The organism is Paragemmobacter kunshanensis, assembly GCF_011059185.1.
GTDB lineage: Bacteria > Pseudomonadota > Alphaproteobacteria > Rhodobacterales > Rhodobacteraceae > Paragemmobacter > Paragemmobacter kunshanensis.
The window spans coordinates 206759-223672 of the sequence record NZ_JAALFE010000005.1; the positions used below are offsets into that span (position 1 = coordinate 206759).

Here is a 16914-nt window from a genome sequence, read left to right on the forward strand (position 1 = left end):
CCGCTCTGACGATGTCTGTGAAGGAAATGGCGGACCCGGAGCGATTCGAACGCCCGACCCTCAGATTCGTAGTCTGATGCTCTATCCAGCTGAGCTACGGGTCCGTCTTGGCGCTGCGTTTAGCCCCGGTCGCCCGGGGGCGCAAGGGGAAAAACGAAGCGTCACGCCACCTCTTCCCCCGCCAGCCGCTTCGGCAGCCGGATCAGGAATTCCGTCCCCTCGGCATCGCTGCGCGCCAGATCCAGCCGCCCGCCATGCCCGCGCACCAGTTCCGCCGCGATGGCAAGGCCAAGCCCCGTGCCCCCCTTGCGCGCGCCGCCCTGAAAGGCCTCGAACAGATGCTCCTTGGCGCGCGGCGGCAGGCCCGGCCCGGTATCGCCCACCCGGATCCACCAGTCCTGCTCGTCCTCGCCGCCCGACAGTTCGATCGTGCCGCCCTGCCCCGTCGCCTCGATCGCCTGCCGCGCATTGCGCACCAGATTGGACAGCACCCGATACAGTTGCTCGCTGTCGGCCCGGATCATCAGCCCCGCCGGAATGTCGATCAGACAGGCCACCGGCCCCGCCTCGGCCATCAGCCCCTCGCCCTCGATCACATCTTCGGCCAGCACCCGCAGCGCAAAGCGCTTCAACTGCGGCGGCGCCTCCTCGGCCTTGCCGAAGGCCAGCGTGGATTCGCACAGCGACACCGCGCGCGAGATCGACCCCACCAGCTTCGGCGCCGCCCGCGCCACCGCCGGATCGGCGCTCGCCTCCAGCCGGTCGGCGAACAACTGCGCCGTGGTCAGGATGTTGCGCAGGTCATGGCTGATCTTGGCCACCGCGCCGCCCAGTTGCGCCAGCCGCTCCTTCTGCCGCAACGCCCCCGTCAGCTGCGTCTGCATCGAGGCCAGCGCCTCCTCTGCCACGCGCAATTCCTCCACCTCGGCCGAAGGTGCGATCACCCGCCGCGCATCCTCGGGCGCCTCGGCATAGGCCGTCATGTGCCGCACCACGCGCCGGATCGGCACGACCAGCAGCCGCTGCACCGCCAGGAACAGCAACAGCGCCGTCACCACCGAAATCAGCGCCGAAAGGAACAGGATGCGCAGCCCGTATTCCACCATCGCCACGCGCAGCGGGCCGGTCTGCATCGTGATCTCGATCAGCAGCCCCGCATCCTGCACCGGATTGCCGATCACCCGAATCACCCGGTTCTCCGGATCCAGCAGCACACCCCCCGCATCGCGGATCAATTCCCACGGCCCCGCCATGCGCAGATCGAAAGTGTCATGGATCGGCGCCGGAATCGGCGATGACAGCACCAGTTGCCGCACTTCGTCGCGCCGCAGCACCACGTTGAAGACCTCGGCATTCTTCAGAAGCTCCGCCTCCAGATCCTCGCCCACCGTGGCATCCTCGGCCGCCAGCAGCGCAAGCGAGGCGATCTGCGCCTTCTCCAGCCTCAGCAGCAGGTAATCCGCCCGGAACCGCGCGATGGACGGCACGAAGATCAGCACTTCGGCCAGCATGACAAAGGCCACCGTCAACAGCAGGAACCGCCCCGACAGCGTGTTCAGGAACCTGCCCCGACCAATGCGCACTGCACCCGTCCTCCGCCACAGGATGCCGACGCACCCACACCATGGCCCCGTCAGGGCAGGATGCGCTGCACCAGCCCCACGAACCGCTTCAACGCAGGGTTATCAAAGAGCTTCGGCGAAAAATAGGCTCCTGCCGCGCGTTTGCCGATCTCCGCCAAGGTCGGATAGGGCAGAACCACCCCCGCCAGCGCCGAAACCTTCATCCGCGCCGATACCGCCAGCGCCAGCGGCGCCAGAACCTCGCCCGCATGGGGGCCAACCACCGTCGCCCCGACGACCCGCCCCTTCGCGATCATCACCTTGGCAAAGCCCCCGCCCGCCCGCATCGCCTGCGCCCGGTCATTGTGATGGAACTCCGACCGGCTGACGGTCAGCCTCTCGCCCCAGATCGCCCGCGCCGCCGCCTCGTCCGGCCCCACCTGCGCCAGTTCCGGATCGGTAAAGGTCACGCGCGGGATATGGTCCGTCCGCGCCTTGGCGGGCAGGCCCAGCACCGCCTGCCGGATCACGATCCCCGCATGATAGCCCGCCAGATGCGTGAACTGCATGCCCCCCGCCGCATCGCCCACGGCAAAGACCCGCCGGTTGCTGGTCGATCGCAGATTGGCCCCCACCGTCACGCCCCGCGCGTCATGCGCCACGCCCGCGGCCTCCAGCCCCAGCCCCTCCAGCGCCACCCGGCGCCCCGCCGCCACCAGAAGATGCGTCCCCGCGATCACCGTGCCATCGGCCAGCACGGCCTCCACCCCCGGCTCCAGCGCCCGCAACCGCACCACGCCCTTCCCCTCGACGATCCGCACCCCCTCGGCGCGCAGCGCCTCCAGCACCACCGCCGCCGCCTCCGGGTCTTCCCGGCCCAGCGCGCGCCCCGCCTCGATCACCGTCACCGCGCAGCCCAGCCGCCGATGCGCCTGCGCCATCTCCATGCCAATCGGTCCGCCCCCCAGGATCAGCAGATGCCCCGGCCGCTCGCGCAACCCGAACACAGTCTCATTGGTCAGGTAAGGCACCGACTCGATCCCCGGCACCGGCGGCACCACCGCCCGCGATCCCGTGGCAATCACGAATCGCCGCGCCAGAATGCGCCGCCCCCCCGCCTCCACGGCTTTCGGCGACACGAACCGCGCCCAATCGCGGATCACCTCGCAGCCCAGGCCCTCGAACCGCTCCTGGCTGTCCACCGGCGCGATCCCGGCGATCACCCCCGCCACATGATCCTTCACCGCGCCGAAATCCACCACCGGTTCCACCGCCGCCACGCCGAACCGCACCGATGCGCGCTGCACCTCTGCCGCCTCGGCCGCCGCGATCAGCGCCTTCGACGGAACACAGCCCGCATTCAGGCAATCCCCGCCCATCTCGGCCCCTTCGATCAGCACGACCCGCGCGCCCATCTGCACCGCGCCCGCCGCCACCGACAGACCGCCCGACCCGGCCCCGATCACGCAGATATCCGTCCTGATCTCCTGCATCGCTCACAACTCCCGGCGCCGCAGGGCGCGCACCACCATGGGCATGACCCCCAGCGCCACCAGCCCCAGGATGGGCCACAGCACATAGGGCTCCAGGAACAGCCCGAAATCGGGCTGCCCCCCGGTCGCAAACACATCCCCCAGCCCCGACCCGACCGATGTCAGCACAAGCGCCCCCGGCACGATCCCCAGCGCCGTCGTCACCGCAAAGCGGAACAGCGACACGTTCAGCAGCGCGGGAATCAGGTTCGCCATGAAGAAGGGCACGATGGGCGTCACGCGCATCAGGAACAGCACCTCCCATTCGTTGCGCGCCAGCGCCGCCCGCAGCCGCGCCACCTTGCCGCCCTGCATCTCGATCTTCGCCGCCAGCCTTGCGCCAAAGCCCGCCCGCGCCGCCAGGAACAGCAGCACCGCCCCCAGCGTGGCCCCCGCCAGATTGAACAGCACGCCGGGAAACAGTCCGAACAGGAAACCGCCCGTCAGCGTGGCCACCGTCGCGCCCGGCAGCGAAAAGGCCACGATCGCCACATAGGCCAGCAGGAATGCCCCCACCGCCAGCCCGTAATGGGCATCGCGATAGGCCAAGAGCGTCTCGCGATGCAGCGCCAGCGCCTCGAAGGACAGGCTGTCGCGCAGGAACACCGCCCCCAGCCCCGCCGCCAGCAGCAGCACCAGCACGGGAATCATCCGGCGCAGGGATCGGTCGGCTTCGGGCGCGGGGCGGGGCGGATCAGGGTTTTCCATCCCGCCAAGATGGCCAAAACCCGCCCATCCCGCCACCCGCCTCACGCCGCCTTGATGCAAGCCCCCCGCTTTGCAACATTCCCGCCCGATCCGACGCGAAATGTTGCAGAAAATCGCCTCGCCCCGCGTTGACTTGCCACCGAACCCCCCGTAAAGGACGGGCTTCGAATAGAAGGGGCGCTCGAATCCGTCGGGTTTGCGCTGCCTGAGTGATACGGAGAGCCGCGATGAAGCGCACTTACCAACCGTCGAACCTGGTCCGCAAGCGCCGCCACGGGTTCCGCGCCCGCATGGCCACCAAGGGCGGCCGCCTCGTCCTGGCCGCGCGCCGCGCCAAGGGCCGCAAGCGCCTGTCCGCCTGATCCCTTCCACGGTCCTCCGGGGCCGGACATGGGTAACGCGATGACACCGCCGATGGACACGGGCAAAGGCGACCCCGCCGAAGCGCCCGCCGCTCCGTCGGCGGTTTCGCTTTGCCCGCTGCTCACCTTGCAGAAACGCGCCGATTTCCTGCGCGCCGCCTCTGCCCGCAGACAGGGAACCGGGGGTTTCCTCCTGCAGGCCCGCAATCGCGGCGATGGTCAGGCCATCGTCCGCATCGGCTTCACCGCCTCGAAGAAGATCGGCAATGCCGTGATGCGCAACCGCGCCAAGCGCCGCCTGCGCGCGCTGGCGCGCGACATCCTCCCCCCGCTCGCCCAACCCGGTTGGGACTATGTCCTCGTCGCCCGGCCCGAGGCGACGGTGACCCGCGACTTCGCCACCCTGCGCGAAGACCTGCGCGCCGCCCTCGCCTCCGTCCATCAGGCCCGCGCGAAATGACCCCCCTCGCGCGCCTCCTCGCCCTTCCGGTGCGCGCCTATCGCCTGATCCTGTCGCCCTGGGTCGGCCACGGCTGCCGCTTCCAGCCCACCTGTTCGGCCTACGCGCTCGAGGCGCTGGAACGCCACGGCGGCCTCAAGGGCGGCTATCTCACGGTCCACCGCATCTGCCGCTGCCACCCCTGGGGCGGCCACGGCTATGACCCCGTGCCGGGCAGCGATCCGGAGCATGACAGGCCCTGACCCCGGCCCGCCATCACTTGCGCTGGTTCAGATAACCCCACAGCGCCAGCGCAAGGAACCCCGCCAAAGCCGTGCCAAGAACGGACACAAGCAGGACCTTCGGATCCATCTCCAGCCACTGCGCCACCTTGATGACCAGAATGGCAAAGACCGAAAAATACAGGACGAAGGCAAACTTGCCGATGTATTTATGCGCGCTCAACAAGACGATCACGCCAATCAAAGAAAGAACAAGACCTTCCACCCCGACACCCCTGACTCACTGCACACCGACACGGGGGGAACTGGGCGTCACTTCTTTTCAAAGAAGATCGACACATCCCCCACATCCACACCATAGCGCTTCATATAGGCCCGGTTGAACAGCCGATCCTCGCTCAACAGCCACATCCAGTCGTCAAACGTCACCCGCACGGTCTCCACACTCCCATCCGCCGCCGGCACCGGCAGGTCGATCGTATAGCGCCAGTTGAACCGATCCCCCTTCTCCACCCCCGTGGCGACCCCGATCACCCCCGGCGCAGTCCCCTCCCAGGTCTCCTCGCCGGTCTTCTTCAGGGTCCAGACCCGCTGCTCGGTCGACCCGTCCTCATAGGTGAAATCCTCCACCAGCCGCAGCCTCTGCCCGTCCCAATCCCCCCGGATATCCGCCACGAACTGCCGCCGCACCGTGCCGAAGATGTCCTGGAACTGCCCATGCGCCACCAGCCGGCCGTCAAAGAACTCCTCCAGCTCCAGCTCCCGCGTCGAAAGCGATGCATCCTCCAGCGACGGCTTGCCCGCGCAGGCGGCAAGGAACGGGATCAGGGCAAGGGCAGCAACGATCTTCAACGGGCGCATGGGCAATCCTCCGGGCATTTCCCTTCATACGCAGCGCATCCCCGCCCGGATTGCCCAATCCCCGCCCTTCTGGCATATCCATGCCTCACTTCCCCGACACCCGCGCCAAAGGGCAGCCCGATGCTGGACGATCTCGACGACATCCACCCGCTCTTCCACGGCGCCCCCACCTCGACCGAGTTCAAGAAGCTGCGCAAGCGCATCGTCCGCGAAACGCGCGAGGCGATCGAAACCTATGGCATGGTCAATCGCGGCGACCGCTGGCTGGTCTGCCTGTCCGGCGGCAAGGACAGCTACACCCTGCTCGCCGTGTTGCACGAACTCAAATGGCGCGGCCTTTTGCCCGTAGACCTGCTCGCCTGCAACCTTGACCAAGGGCAACCCGGTTTCCCCGCCACGGTCCTTCCCGAATTCCTCACCAAGATGGGCGTCCCCCACCGCATCGAATATCAGGACACCTATTCCATCGTCGTGGACAAGGTCCCCCAAGGCCGCACCTACTGCGCGCTCTGCTCGCGCCTGCGCCGCGGCAACCTCTACCGCATCGCGCGGGAAGAGGGCTGCACGGCGGTCGTCCTCGGCCACCACCGCGACGACATCCTCGAAACCTTCTTCATGAACCTCTTCCACGGCGGCCGCCTTGCCACCATGCCGCCGAAACTGGTGAACGAAGACGGCGACCTGATGGTCCTGCGCCCCCTCGCCTTCGTCGCCGAACAGGATTGCGAGAAATTCGCCCGCGCCATGAACTACCCCATCATCCCCTGCGATCTCTGCGGGTCGCAGGAGGGCCTGCAACGCATGCAGGTCAAGAAACTGCTCGATGACTGGGAATCCCGCACCCCCGGCCGCCGCAACGTCATGTTCCGCGCGCTGCAGAACGTGCGCCCCTCCCACCTCGCCGATCCGGCGATCTTCGACTTCCTCAACCTCGCCCCCGGCGCGGCGCAGCCCGGCACGGAAGACGGCCTCCCCCCCGCCCTGCGCTGATCACTTTCCCCCCTGCGCCCCCGCCGCGCAGGCGAAAGGCCTTGACCTTTCGCCCCCCCTTCTGTTGAAGCAGCGCTGACCCTTTTTCCCAACGGCGGCAGTCTTCCCCAATGGACGATCAGAACAAGAACCTCCTGCTCGCAACCGTGCTGAGCTTCCTCGTGATCCTCGTATGGTTCGCGGTCTTCCCCCCGGAAGAAGCGGTGGTCGATCCCAACGCCCCCGCCGCCGTGGCGCAGACGGAAACCGCCCCCGCCGCACCCGCGGCCACAACGGCGGCCCCGGCAACCACCGAAGCCGAACCCCTGCCCGAAGCCCCCCGCCTGACCGTGGACACGCCCGCGCTCACCGGCTCCATCTCGCTTCTCGGCGGCCGCATCGACGACCTCTCGCTCAAGGGCTACAAGGAAACGCTCGACGCGAATTCCCCCATCGTGCGCCTCCTGTCCCCGGTGGGCGAGGAACACCCCTATTACGCCGTCTTCGGCTGGGGTCCCGGCACGGGGCTGACCGCCGATGATGTCCCCGGCGCCCGCACCGAATGGCGCGTGGCGGGCGGCGGCACCCTTGCCCCCGACGCCCCCGTCACCCTGCAATGGCAGAACACCAAGGGCCTGACCTTCACGCGCGAAATCAGCGTGGACGACAAGTTCATGTTCACCGTCAAGGACAGCGTCCAGAACACCGGCAGCGCCGCCGTCTCGCTCTTCCCCTATGGCATCGTGGCCCGCCACGGCCAGCCTGCGGGCCTCCAGAACTTCTTCGTCCTGCACGAAGGCATGGTCAGCCGCACCGATGGCACGCTCACCGAACAGAAATACGATGACCTGATGGAACTCCCCGTCATCGAACGCGAAGGCGCGCAGGCCGAGGTGGTGGATGCAGGCGCCGATGGCTGGATCGGCTTCACCGACAAATACTGGATGACGACGCTGATCCCCGAACAGGGCGTGCCCTTCACGGCGGTGACGAAGTACGTCCCCGGCGCCGACATCTACCAGACCGAAACCCGCAAGCCGGTTCAGGAACTGGCCGCAGGCGCGACCGTCACCGCGACCACCCGCCTCTTCGCGGGCGCCAAGGAATGGGCCACGATCCGCGCCTATGAACGCGACCTTTCGATCCCCGGCTTCATCGATTCCATCGACTGGGGCTGGTTCTTCTTCCTGACGAAGCCCATCTTCGCCGTCCTGCACTGGCTGAACGCCGTTATCGGCAATATGGGCCTTGCGATCATCGCGCTGACCTTCTTCCTCAAATTCCTCGTCCTGCCGCTGGCCTACAAATCCTATGTCAGCATGGCCAAGATGAAGGAACTGCAGCCCGAGCTTGAGGCGCTGAAGGAACGCGCGGGCGAAGACAAGCAGAAGCTGCAAAAGGAAATGATGCAGCTCTACAAAGACAAGAAGGTCAACCCGGCGGCGGGCTGTCTGCCGATCCTGATCCAGATCCCGATCTTCTTCGCGCTCTACAAGGTGATCTTCGTCACCATCGAACTGCGCCACGCCCCCTTCTTCGGCTGGCTCAAGGACCTGTCGGCCCCCGACCCGTCCTCGATCTACAACCTCTTCGGCCTCCTGCCCTGGGCTGCACCGGCACATGGCAGCTTCCTGGCGCTGATCTTCATCGGCATCCTGCCCATCCTTCTGGGCATCACCATGTGGCTGCAGCAGAAGCTGAACCCGCAGCCCACCGATCCGGTGCAGCAGCAGGTCTTCGCCTGGATGCCTTGGATCTTCATGTTCATGCTGGGCGGCTTCGCCTCGGGCCTCGTGGTCTACTGGATCACGAACAACATCATCACCTTCACCCAGCAATACCTCATCATGCGCAGCCACGGGCACAAGCCCGACGTCTTCGGCAACATCAAGTCGGGCTTCAAGAAAAAGGAACCCGCCCCGGTGGCCGACAAGTCGAAGAAGGCCAGGAAATGACGGGCGGGCGGCTGGAACATATCTGCCGCCACCCGATCAAGGGACACGGACGCGAAACCCTCGCGTCCGTTCGTCTTTCTACGGGCGAATGCCTGCCGTGGGATCGGCACTGGGCCGTCGCCCACGACGCCGCGAAACTGACCGATGGCTGGAACCCTTGCGTCAACTTCGCCCGCGCGGCCAAGGCCCCCGCACTCATGGCCATCGAAAGCACGCTGGACGAAGACACGGGCACCGTCACCCTCCGCCACCCCGACCGGGGCGAGATCACCTTCCGCCCCGACGACGCGGCCGACACCCCCCGCTTCATCGACTGGGTCCGCCCGCTGAACCCCGCCAACCGCGCGCAACCCGCCCGCATCGTCACCGCAGGCCGCGGCATGACCGACAGCGACTTCCCCTCCGTCGCCATCCTGAACATGGCCTCGCTCGCCGACCTCTCCGCCCGCATGGGGCATGACCTGTCGATCCACCGCTGGCGCGGCAACCTCTGGCTCTCCGGCGCCCCCGCTTGGGACGAATGGAACTGGATCGGCAAACGCCTGACCATCGGCGATGCCGTCCTTGAAATCCGCGAACGCATCACGCGCTGCTCTGCGACCACCGTCGAACCCGCGACCGGCATCAGCGATGCCGACACGCTCCGCGCGCTGGAATCGCATTTCGGCCATCAGGATTTCGGCCTCTACGCCGTGGTCGTCACCCCCGGCACCATCGCCACCGGCGATGCATGGAGCCTTGAATGACCCAGCTTCAATTCACCCTCGCCCCCGATCCCGAAGACGAGGCGCGCGAAAAGGGCCGCCTGATGTTCGCAGGCCCCGTCACCTTCGTCAAAGGCGTGGTCGCCATGTCGGGCCTGCCCCCGGCAGACCGGCTCGAAGTCTGCTTCGCGGGCCGCTCCAACGTGGGCAAATCCAGCCTGATCAACGCCCTCACCGGGCGAAAATCGCTGGCCCGCGCCTCCAACACGCCCGGAAGAACGCAGGAAATCAACTACTTCGCCCTTGGCGAAACCCGCTACATGACTGACCTTCCCGGTTATGGCTATGCCGAGGCCCCGGTCGCCGTCGTCCGCAAATGGCAGGAACTGCTCAAGGCCTATCTCTCGGGCCGCCAGACCCTGCGCCGCGCCTTCGTGCTGATCGACGCGCGCCACGGGGTCAAGGCCGTGGATGAAGAGATCCTGAAACTCCTCGACCGCTCCGCCGTCACCTTCCAATGCGTGCTGACCAAGATCGACAAGATCAACCGCGCCGAACGGATGGCGGTGATCGAACAGGTCAAGGGCGCGCTGGCCAAACACCCGGCCGCCTACCCGGAACTGGTCGTCACCTCCTCCGAAAAGGGCGAAGGCATCGAAACCCTCCGCGCCATCATCGCCACGCTGGAATGACGCCAGCCCCGTCGCGGGCCTGACCCGGGACCACCCCCCGCCGAAAGGCCCCGGATCAAGTCCGGGGCGGGGTATCGCCGATCCAAACCGCCGCGCACCGCGCCTCTCCCTCCCCCTGCAAGGGGGAGGGTTGGGGAGGGGGTCACTTCCCAACCTAGAGGGGGTCACCCCCCCACCAGCGCACCGTCAATCACGAAAACCCCGCCGACTCTGCCCGAATTTGTATGCACAGCCGTCTGCACCACGCTCTGCACTGGCCCTCTGCACAGCCTCACACATGCTGCGCGCCGTTCACCTCGATCTCCGCGCCGCTGATATAGCTCGACTGATCCGAACACAGGAACCAGATCGCATCCGCCACCTCACGCGGCTGCCCCAGCCGCCGCATCGGCAGCCCCTCCACGATCTTCTCCGTCCCGGGGCTTAGAATCGCCGTCTCGATCTCCCCCGGCGCAATCGCATTCACCCGCACGCCCAAAGGCCCGAAATCATGCGCCATTTCCCGCGTCAGCGCCGCCAGCGCCGCCTTCGACGTGGCATAGGCCGCCCCCGCAAAAGGATGCACCCGCCCCCCGGCAATCGAGGTGACATTCACAACCGACCCGCCCGCCGCCGACAACTCACCCTTCAACCCCCGCGCCAGCACGATCGAGGCGAAGAAGTTCACATGGAACACCTGCCCCCATGTCCGCAAATCCGTCTCCAAAGTGTTCAGCCGCGCGCCGCCCGGTCCCTTCGGGCTGATCCCCGCATTGTTCACCAGCGCATGCAGCCGCCCGTCGATCTTGCCCTTGATCACCTCGATCGCCGCAATCGTCTTGTCGGGGCTCGCCAGGTCGATCTGGATATGGTTCTCCTCCCCCCCCGGCCAGGGGCAGCGCGGATCGAAGGGCTGGCGCGAACAGGTCAGCACCCGCCACCCCTCGGCCGAAAAACGCTTCACCGTCGCATGGCCGATCCCGCGCGACGCCCCGGTCAGGACAAGGGTCTTCTGCTCTGTCATCCGATTCACCACCTGTTCTTTCCGCCCATCTTCGCCGCTTTGGCGGTGAAAGGCCATTGCCGCTTGGCAGGCGCGGCCGCAGGCATTACCAAGGCGCAACCTGTCCGGGGGGCCCCATGAAACTGCAGACGAGCACCATGTCCGACGCCGCCAATACCGCCAAGATGCTGTCCGAAGCCCTGCCCTACCTGCAACGCTATGCCGATGCCGTGGTGGTGGTGAAATTCGGCGGCAACGCCATGGGCGACGATGCCGCCATGGCCGAATTCGCCCGCGACATCGTTCTGATGCGCCAGGTCGGCGTGAACCCCGTGGTCGTCCATGGCGGCGGCCCGATGATCAACGAAATGCTGGAAAAGCTGGGCATCAAGTCCGAATTCGTGCGCGGCAAGCGCGTCACCGACAAGGCCACCGTGCAGGTGGTGGAAATGATCCTCTCGGGCCTCGTGAACAAGCGCATCGTGCAGGCGATCATGGATGCGGGCGGCCGCGCCGTGGGCATCTCCGGCAAGGATGACGATCTGATGGTCTGCGAAGCCGACGATCCCGACCTGGGCTTCGTCGGGCGGCCCGTCGAGATGAACGTGCAGGTCCTGCGCGATCTCTACAACGCAGGCATCATCCCTGTCGTCGCCCCCGTCGCCACCGGCATGGCCGATAACGAAACCTTCAACGTCAACGGCGACACGGCGGCGGGCGCCATCGCCGGCGCGCTCAAGGCCGACCGCCTGCTCCTGCTCACCGATGTCGCGGGCGTCAAGAATGCAGCGGGCGAGGTGATGACCCAGATCACCCCCGAAGAGGTCCGCCAGATGACGGCCGATGGCGTGATCGCGGGCGGCATGATCCCCAAGACGGAAACCGCGCTGGCCGCGCTGGCCGAAGGCGTCCGCGCCGTAACCATCCTCGATGGCCGCGTGCCGAATGCCTGCCTGATGGAACTCTTCACCGATCACGGCGCAGGCAGCCAGATCCGCTCCACCGAACCCCGCGTCAAGCCGCGCGTGAAGCGGTGACCCTCGCGGCGCTGCTCGCCGCCCATCACCTCACCGTGCTGGGCGGCTTCCACCCCACGCCCGAAGACATCCTCCCCCCCGGCACGCAGACGCTGCTTCTCCTCGGCCCCGCCGAACCGGGTTTCTGGGCGCATTTCACCGCCAGCCCCGAATGGCAGGACGGCCAGCCCGATCCGATGGATCGCTGGTCCCGCCGCGTGATCGGCACCATCGCCTGCGACCTCGGCGCCAAGGCGCTCTTCCCCTTCGGCGGGCCGCCCTACCACCCCTTCTATCGCTGGGCGCTGCGGACAGGCCGTATCTGGGAAAGCCCCGTCCGCCTTCTGGTCAGCGCCGATCAGGGCCTGATGGTCAGCTTCCGCGGCGCGCTCGCGCTCAGGGAGCGCGTCCCCCTTCCCGCCCCCGCGCCGCGCCCCTGCGATGGCTGCGCCCGGCCCTGCCTGGCCGCCTGCCCCGCCGCCGCCCTCACCGCCGATGGCTATGACGTGCCCGCCTGCCACGGCTTCCTCGACACCCCCGCCGGCCAGCCCTGCCTGACCACGGGCTGCGAGACGCGCCGCGCTTGCCCGGTGTCACAGGCCTATGCAAGACTTCCCGAACAGTCGGCCTGGCACATGGGCCGATTCCATAAACCGGACGGGGCGGCCTGACCCTCCCCGCCAAGGGGGGAATGAATGAAGCGGCTGATCCTGACCCGTCACGCGAAATCCAGCTGGGACGATCCCCTCACCCCCGATCATGACCGCCCGCTGAACGAACGCGGCAAGGCCGCCGCCGCCGATCTGGGCCAATGGCTCGCCTCGCGCGGCTATGTCCCCGATGAGGTGCTCTGCTCCGACGCCCTTCGCACCAGAAAGACATGGAGCGGGATCGCCCCCGCCCTGCCCGGCACGCCGACGCTGGAACTGAAACCCGCGCTCTATCATGCAGGCCCCGATGTCATGCTCGCCGTGCTGCGCCACGCCAAGGGCGATGTCGTGATGATGATCGGCCACAACCCCGGCATCGCCGAATTCGCCACCCGACTCGTGGCCCAGCCGCCCCGCAACGCCGAATTCGCCCGCTACCCCACCGGGGCCACGCTGGTGGCCGATTTCAACATCGCCAGCTGGGAAGAGCTGGGCTTCGGCATGGGCGTGGTGGACGATTTCATCGTCCCCCGCGAAATCGTCGCCTGACCACCCGCGCCTGACCCATGCGAAAAGGGCGCCCCGCAGGCGCCCCTCTCCCTTGTCGTCCTTCACGACATCGTTCTCCGCGCGGGGGGGTGCGGGGGGGCGCATGCCCCCCCGCCTGCGCCCGCTCAATGCCCCAGGATCTGGCTCAGGAACAGCTTGGTCCGGTCGCTCTTGGGGTTGTTGAAGAACTCCTTCGGCTCGTTCTGCTCCACGATCTGGCCCTGATCCATGAAGATCACCCGGTTCGCCACCGCCTGCGCGAAGCCCATCTCATGGGTCACGCAGAGCATCGTCATCCCCTCCTCGGCCAGCTCGATCATGGTATCCAGCACTTCCTTGATCATCTCCGGGTCCAAGGCGCTCGTCGGTTCATCAAACAGCATGATCCGCGGCTTCATGCACAGCGACCGCGCAATCGCCACCCGCTGCTGCTGTCCGCCCGACAACTGGCCGGGATATTTGTTCGCCTGCTCGGGGATCTTCACCTTGCGCAGGAAATGCATCGCCGTCTCTTCGGCTTCCTTCTTCGGCACCTTCCGCACCCAGATCGGCGCCAGCGTGCAGTTCTCCAGGATCGTCAGATGCGGGAACAGGTTGAAGTGCTGGAACACCATCCCCACCTCCGACCGCACCTTGTCGATGTTCTTCAGGTCGTTCGTCAACTCCGTCCCGTCCACCACGATCTGGCCCTGCTGGTGTTCCTCCAGCCGGTTGATGCAGCGGATCAGCGTCGATTTCCCGCTCCCCGACGGCCCGCAGATCACGATCCGCTCCCCCCGCTGCACCGTCATGTTGATGTCGCGCAGCACGTGAAACGTGCCGTACCACTTGTTCATTCCCGTGATCTGGATGGCAACCTCATCCGAGATCTGCATCTTCGAACGGTCGATGGCTTGTTCAGACATGATTGATCCTTACCGATGATCGGTCTTCAGCTTGCGCTCCAGATACATGGAATAGCGCGACATGCCGAAGCAGATGACAAAGAAGATGACGCCGACAAAGATGTAGGGCTCCCAGTAGATGCCCTTCCAGTCGATATCCGCGCGAACGATCTGCGTGACGCCCTTCAGCGGGTCCATCAGGCCGACAAAGGCCACCAGCGTGGTATCCTTGAACAGGCCGATGAAGGTGGACACGATGGCCGGGATGGAGATCTTCAAGGCCTGCGGCAGGATGATCAACCGCTGCGCCCGCCAGTAATCCAGCCCCAGCGCATCCGCCGCCTCATACTGCCCGCGCGGCAGCGCCGCCAGACCCCCGCGGATCACCTCGGCCAGATAGGCCGCGGCGAACAGCGTCACCAGGATGATCACCCGCAGGATGATGTCGAAATTCGTCCCCGGCGGCAGGAAATACTGCAGCAGAAGCGATGCCGTGAACAGCAGCGTGATCAGCGGCACCCCCCGGATGAACTCGATGAACCCCACGCACAGCGTCTTCACGATCAGCATGTCCGACTGTCGCCCCAGCGCCAGCAGGATCCCGATGGGAAGCGAGAAGGTGATCGCCGTCACCCCGATGGTGATCGCCAGAAGGAACCCGCCGAACTGGTCCGATGCCACCGGCTGCAATCCGAAGGGGATCGCCGACTGGATCGCATTCGCCACCGGCACATCCAGGATCAGCCACCACAGCGCGGCCAGCACCACGCCCGCGATGGCCGATGCCGTCGGCCCCATCCGCCCCACCAGCGCGACATAGGCCACGCCCATCACGACAAAGCCCAGCATCGCCGCCACCGGCGACCAGATCGACCCGCCCCAAAGCAGCCAGAAGCACAGCGCCGGATAGATCGCCGTGAACCACAGCAATTTCCCCGGCATCGCCTGCGCCAGCCCCGCCAGCCCCAGGATCAGCGCCAGAACCAGAACCCAGGCCGCCATCGGCGCACCCGCCAGATACAGCGTCACCAGAAGAAAGGCGAAGGCTGCCCCCAGGATGGCCGTCAGGTTGCGCCTCTGGCCCGAAAACAGCACCGGCGCCAGCGCCACGAACAACAGGCCAAAGGCCATGATCGGCCGCCACCACAGATCCGGCGGATAGAAGCCGAAGATGAACTGATGCCACCGCTCGCGGATCATGGCCCAGCAGGCCCCGGTTGCCCCTTCCCCCGCCGTGGCGGCGACGATCTCGCGGCACTGGCCCAGGCTTTCGGCATTCCAGACGGAATTCAGCCACCAGGGCAGCGCCGACGCCACCAGCCAATAGATGACCACCACCCCCACAAGGGTAAGGATCGTGTTGAACCAACCCGAAAACAGGTTCTCGCGCAGCCACTTCACCACGCCCGCCTCGCTCACCGGCGGGGCCTGCGGGGGCAGCATCTGATCGCGCACATAGCTTGCTTTTGTCATGGTCAGCGCGCCTTGATCTGGACGGATTTGTTATACAGGTTCATCACCGCCGAAATGATCAGGCTGATCGTCAGATAGATCAGCATCATCAGCAGCATGCACTCAAGCTCCCGCCCGGTCTGGTTCAGCGTGATCCCCCCCAGCGTGCCGCGCAGGTCCAGATAGGACACGGCAATCCCCAGCGAGGTATTCTTCGTCAGGTTCAGATACTGGCTGATCAGCGGCGGGATGATCACCCGCAGCGCCTGCGGCAGGATGATCAGGTTCATCGTCCGCCCCGGCCGCAGGCCCAGCGCGAAGGCCGCCTCCGACTGCCCGCGCGAGATGGCAAGGATGCCCGCCCGCACGATTTCCGCGATGAAGGCCGCCGTATACAGCGCCAGCGCGATCACCAGCGCGGTAAAGGAATGCGCCACCAGGATGCCGCCCTGAAAGTTGAAGCCGCGCAGTTCCGGGATCTCCAGATGCAGGCCCAGCGCCGCGCTCAGCGCGATCACCGGCACGAACAGCACCGCCAGCGATTTCCACCAGGTCACCGGCCTGTCGCCCGTCGCCTCCTGCTGCGCCCGCGCCGCGGCCAGGATGCGCCGGTTCACCCAGACGGATCCCGCGATCACCGCGATATAGGCCAGCAGCGTCAGGCTGATCGACATGCCCCCCAGGTCCAGCGTCCCCAGAGACCGGTCGAACAGCGGCGAGGGCACATTCGTCCCCCGGTTCGTCACCGCCACCGTATCGAACAGGATCATCGACGCCGCCGGCGCCTCGCCCGCCGCCGCCATCTCGTCCGTCAGCCGGAAATCGCGCGGCTGCGGCGTCGTCTCCGACAGGATCACATAGGAAAGCAGGATCCACAGCAGAAGCGGCACATTGCGGAACATCTCCACATAGACCGTCATCAACCGACCCACGAGCCAGTTCTTCGACAGCCGCATCACGCCCACGAAGACGCCGATCACCGTCGCCAGAACACAGCCGATGATCGCCACCACCAGCGTATTGATCAACCCCACCAGCAGCGCCCGGAAATGGTTGCTGTCATTGGTATAGGGGATCAGTTGCTGCCCGATGTCATAGCCCGCCCGCTGCCACAGGAAGCCGAAGTTGAACTCCTTGCCCCGCGTCGCCAGGTTCTGCGCCGTATTGTTCAGAAGCCAGGCCAGAAACAGCCCGAACAGCACCAGCACGAAGATCTGGATGGTGATCGAACGGTATCGCGTATCGTAGATGAGCATAGAGAGCCGAAAGGACTCTTTCGGCACGTCGCTGGCCAAGGCCATGTCATTTCCCCTGTGTTTGCGCTTGTTGACGCGAACCCCGGTATTCCGGGTGTT

The 16914-nt window shown here is 66.4% G+C and carries 19 protein-coding genes and 1 tRNA gene; 10 read left to right on the forward strand and 10 right to left on the reverse strand.

Features of this window, described 5'->3' with window-relative positions:
- Positions 1 to 27: 27 nt before the first annotated feature.
- The 4 genes from G5V65_RS07530 to G5V65_RS07545 all read right to left on the reverse strand — a co-directional run bounded on the left by G5V65_RS07530 (position 28) and on the right by G5V65_RS07545 (position 3802).
- Positions 28 to 104 (reverse strand) — tRNA-Arg (locus G5V65_RS07530).
- A 57-nt stretch (positions 105 to 161) separates the two neighbouring features.
- Positions 162 to 1511 (reverse strand): sensor histidine kinase, encoded by a 1350-nt coding sequence (locus G5V65_RS07535; protein ID WP_165048642.1) that lies wholly within the window; start codon positions 1509 to 1511, stop codon positions 162 to 164.
- Between the two features lie 122 nt (positions 1512 to 1633).
- Entirely contained in the window at positions 1634 to 3055 is a 1422-nt protein-coding gene (locus G5V65_RS07540) for a dihydrolipoyl dehydrogenase family protein (RefSeq protein ID WP_165048542.1), read from the reverse strand.
- A gap of 3 nt (positions 3056 to 3058) precedes the next feature.
- Positions 3059 to 3802 carry a TVP38/TMEM64 family protein gene (locus tag G5V65_RS07545; protein WP_165048643.1) on the reverse strand — a complete coding sequence of 248 codons (744 nt, stop codon included), beginning with the start codon at positions 3800 to 3802 and terminating at the stop codon, positions 3059 to 3061.
- A 227-nt stretch (positions 3803 to 4029) separates the two neighbouring features.
- Here G5V65_RS07545 and rpmH point away from each other — a divergent pair, with 227 nt between their 5' ends.
- Genes rpmH through yidD form a run of 3 tightly spaced genes read left to right on the forward strand, consistent with a single transcriptional unit; the run spans position 4030 to position 4866 of the window.
- Positions 4030 to 4164: a 50S ribosomal protein L34 gene (gene rpmH, locus G5V65_RS07550; RefSeq protein ID WP_023666388.1), complete on the forward strand. Its 135-nt coding sequence runs from the start codon at positions 4030 to 4032 to the stop codon at positions 4162 to 4164.
- Positions 4165 to 4204: 40 nt separating this feature from the next.
- Complete coding sequence (gene rnpA, locus G5V65_RS07555; protein WP_165048544.1) at positions 4205 to 4624, forward strand: ribonuclease P protein component; 420 nt, start codon at positions 4205 to 4207, stop codon at positions 4622 to 4624.
- The gene (gene yidD / locus G5V65_RS07560) at positions 4621 to 4866 is read left to right on the forward strand and encodes a membrane protein insertion efficiency factor YidD (protein WP_165048546.1); all 246 of its coding nucleotides are present in this window, start codon (positions 4621 to 4623) and stop codon (positions 4864 to 4866) included. The genes rnpA and yidD overlap by 4 nt, the downstream gene beginning before the upstream one ends.
- 13 nt (positions 4867 to 4879) lie before the next feature.
- On the opposite strand, the gene G5V65_RS07565 is transcribed toward yidD, so the two are convergent.
- On the reverse strand, positions 4880 to 5110 hold the full coding sequence (locus G5V65_RS07565; RefSeq protein WP_165048549.1) for a hypothetical protein: 231 nt from the start codon (positions 5108 to 5110) through the stop codon (positions 4880 to 4882).
- A gap of 47 nt (positions 5111 to 5157) precedes the next feature.
- Positions 5158 to 5706: a DUF3833 domain-containing protein gene (locus tag G5V65_RS07570; RefSeq protein WP_165048551.1), complete on the reverse strand. Its 549-nt coding sequence runs from the start codon at positions 5704 to 5706 to the stop codon at positions 5158 to 5160.
- A 120-nt stretch (positions 5707 to 5826) separates the two neighbouring features.
- On the opposite strand from G5V65_RS07570, the gene ttcA reads away from it, so the two are divergent.
- The 4 genes from ttcA to yihA all read left to right on the forward strand — a co-directional run bounded on the left by ttcA (position 5827) and on the right by yihA (position 10026).
- Positions 5827 to 6696, forward strand: coding sequence for a tRNA 2-thiocytidine(32) synthetase TtcA (ttcA, locus tag G5V65_RS07575; RefSeq protein ID WP_165048553.1), 870 nt, complete (start codon positions 5827 to 5829; stop codon positions 6694 to 6696).
- A 110-nt stretch (positions 6697 to 6806) separates the two neighbouring features.
- Positions 6807 to 8630, forward strand: a complete 1824-nt coding sequence (gene yidC / locus G5V65_RS07580; RefSeq protein ID WP_165048556.1) for a membrane protein insertase YidC — start codon at positions 6807 to 6809, stop codon at positions 8628 to 8630.
- Positions 8627 to 9376: an MOSC domain-containing protein gene (locus G5V65_RS07585; protein ID WP_165048558.1), complete on the forward strand. Its 750-nt coding sequence runs from the start codon at positions 8627 to 8629 to the stop codon at positions 9374 to 9376. The genes yidC and G5V65_RS07585 overlap by 4 nt, the downstream gene beginning before the upstream one ends.
- A complete protein-coding gene (gene yihA / locus G5V65_RS07590) occupies positions 9373 to 10026 on the forward strand; it encodes a ribosome biogenesis GTP-binding protein YihA/YsxC (RefSeq protein ID WP_165048560.1) in 654 nt (217 codons plus the stop codon). Before G5V65_RS07585 ends, yihA begins: the two co-directional genes overlap by 4 nt.
- Positions 10027 to 10297: 271 nt before the next feature.
- Here the strand turns inward: yihA and G5V65_RS07595 are convergent, their stop codons facing one another.
- The gene (locus G5V65_RS07595; RefSeq protein WP_165048562.1) at positions 10298 to 11029 is read right to left on the reverse strand and encodes an SDR family oxidoreductase; all 732 of its coding nucleotides are present in this window, start codon (positions 11027 to 11029) and stop codon (positions 10298 to 10300) included.
- Between the two features lie 137 nt (positions 11030 to 11166).
- Between G5V65_RS07595 and argB the strand changes: the two genes are divergently transcribed.
- Genes argB through G5V65_RS07610 form a run of 3 tightly spaced genes read left to right on the forward strand, consistent with a single transcriptional unit; the run spans position 11167 to position 13223 of the window.
- The gene (gene argB, locus G5V65_RS07600; protein WP_165048645.1) at positions 11167 to 12045 is read left to right on the forward strand and encodes an acetylglutamate kinase; all 879 of its coding nucleotides are present in this window, start codon (positions 11167 to 11169) and stop codon (positions 12043 to 12045) included.
- Positions 12042 to 12695 (forward strand): ferredoxin, encoded by a 654-nt coding sequence (locus G5V65_RS07605; RefSeq protein ID WP_165048565.1) that lies wholly within the window; start codon positions 12042 to 12044, stop codon positions 12693 to 12695. Before argB ends, G5V65_RS07605 begins: the two co-directional genes overlap by 4 nt.
- Positions 12696 to 12719: 24 nt before the next feature.
- Complete coding sequence (locus tag G5V65_RS07610; RefSeq protein WP_165048567.1) at positions 12720 to 13223, forward strand: SixA phosphatase family protein; 504 nt, start codon at positions 12720 to 12722, stop codon at positions 13221 to 13223.
- A 125-nt stretch (positions 13224 to 13348) separates the two neighbouring features.
- Here G5V65_RS07610 and G5V65_RS07615 read toward each other — a convergent pair whose 3' ends face one another.
- Genes G5V65_RS07615 through G5V65_RS07625 form a run of 3 tightly spaced genes read right to left on the reverse strand, consistent with a single transcriptional unit; the run spans position 13349 to position 16860 of the window.
- Positions 13349 to 14128 carry an amino acid ABC transporter ATP-binding protein gene (locus G5V65_RS07615; protein WP_165048569.1) on the reverse strand — a complete coding sequence of 260 codons (780 nt, stop codon included), beginning with the start codon at positions 14126 to 14128 and terminating at the stop codon, positions 13349 to 13351.
- A gap of 9 nt (positions 14129 to 14137) precedes the next feature.
- Positions 14138 to 15580 carry an amino acid ABC transporter permease gene (locus G5V65_RS07620; protein WP_165048572.1) on the reverse strand — a complete coding sequence of 481 codons (1443 nt, stop codon included), beginning with the start codon at positions 15578 to 15580 and terminating at the stop codon, positions 14138 to 14140.
- A 2-nt stretch (positions 15581 to 15582) separates the two neighbouring features.
- Positions 15583 to 16860, reverse strand: a complete 1278-nt coding sequence (locus G5V65_RS07625; protein ID WP_165048574.1) for an amino acid ABC transporter permease — start codon at positions 16858 to 16860, stop codon at positions 15583 to 15585.
- Between the last annotated feature and the right edge of the window lie 54 nt (positions 16861 to 16914).

Excerpts from the sequence above, each read along its gene's own strand:
- G5V65_RS07620 (WP_165048572.1), bottom strand. The coding sequence starts at position 15,580 with ATGACAAAAGCAAGCTATGTGCGCGATCAGATGCTGCCCCCGCAGGCC.
- G5V65_RS07615 (WP_165048569.1), bottom strand. The coding sequence starts at position 14,128 with ATGTCTGAACAAGCCATCGACCGTTCGAAGATGCAGATCTCGGATGAG.
- G5V65_RS07545 (WP_165048643.1), bottom strand. The coding sequence starts at position 3,802 with ATGGAAAACCCTGATCCGCCCCGCCCCGCGCCCGAAGCCGACCGATCC.
- yidD (WP_165048546.1), top strand. The coding sequence starts at position 4,621 with ATGACCCCCCTCGCGCGCCTCCTCGCCCTTCCGGTGCGCGCCTATCGC.
- G5V65_RS07535 (WP_165048642.1), bottom strand. The coding sequence starts at position 1,511 with ATGCTGGCCGAAGTGCTGATCTTCGTGCCGTCCATCGCGCGGTTCCGG.
- argB (WP_165048645.1), top strand. The coding sequence starts at position 11,167 with ATGTCCGACGCCGCCAATACCGCCAAGATGCTGTCCGAAGCCCTGCCC.
- G5V65_RS07595 (WP_165048562.1), bottom strand. The coding sequence starts at position 11,029 with ATGACAGAGCAGAAGACCCTTGTCCTGACCGGGGCGTCGCGCGGGATC.
- G5V65_RS07540 (WP_165048542.1), bottom strand. The coding sequence starts at position 3,055 with ATGCAGGAGATCAGGACGGATATCTGCGTGATCGGGGCCGGGTCGGGC.
- G5V65_RS07625 (WP_165048574.1), bottom strand. The coding sequence starts at position 16,860 with ATGGCCTTGGCCAGCGACGTGCCGAAAGAGTCCTTTCGGCTCTCTATG.
- G5V65_RS07610 (WP_165048567.1), top strand. The coding sequence starts at position 12,720 with ATGAAGCGGCTGATCCTGACCCGTCACGCGAAATCCAGCTGGGACGAT.
- rnpA (WP_165048544.1), top strand. The coding sequence starts at position 4,205 with ATGACACCGCCGATGGACACGGGCAAAGGCGACCCCGCCGAAGCGCCC.
- yihA (WP_165048560.1), top strand. The coding sequence starts at position 9,373 with ATGACCCAGCTTCAATTCACCCTCGCCCCCGATCCCGAAGACGAGGCG.
- G5V65_RS07570 (WP_165048551.1), bottom strand. The coding sequence starts at position 5,706 with ATGCGCCCGTTGAAGATCGTTGCTGCCCTTGCCCTGATCCCGTTCCTT.
- yidC (WP_165048556.1), top strand. The coding sequence starts at position 6,807 with ATGGACGATCAGAACAAGAACCTCCTGCTCGCAACCGTGCTGAGCTTC.
- G5V65_RS07585 (WP_165048558.1), top strand. The coding sequence starts at position 8,627 with ATGACGGGCGGGCGGCTGGAACATATCTGCCGCCACCCGATCAAGGGA.
- rpmH (WP_023666388.1), top strand. The coding sequence starts at position 4,030 with ATGAAGCGCACTTACCAACCGTCGAACCTGGTCCGCAAGCGCCGCCAC.
- ttcA (WP_165048553.1), top strand. The coding sequence starts at position 5,827 with ATGCTGGACGATCTCGACGACATCCACCCGCTCTTCCACGGCGCCCCC.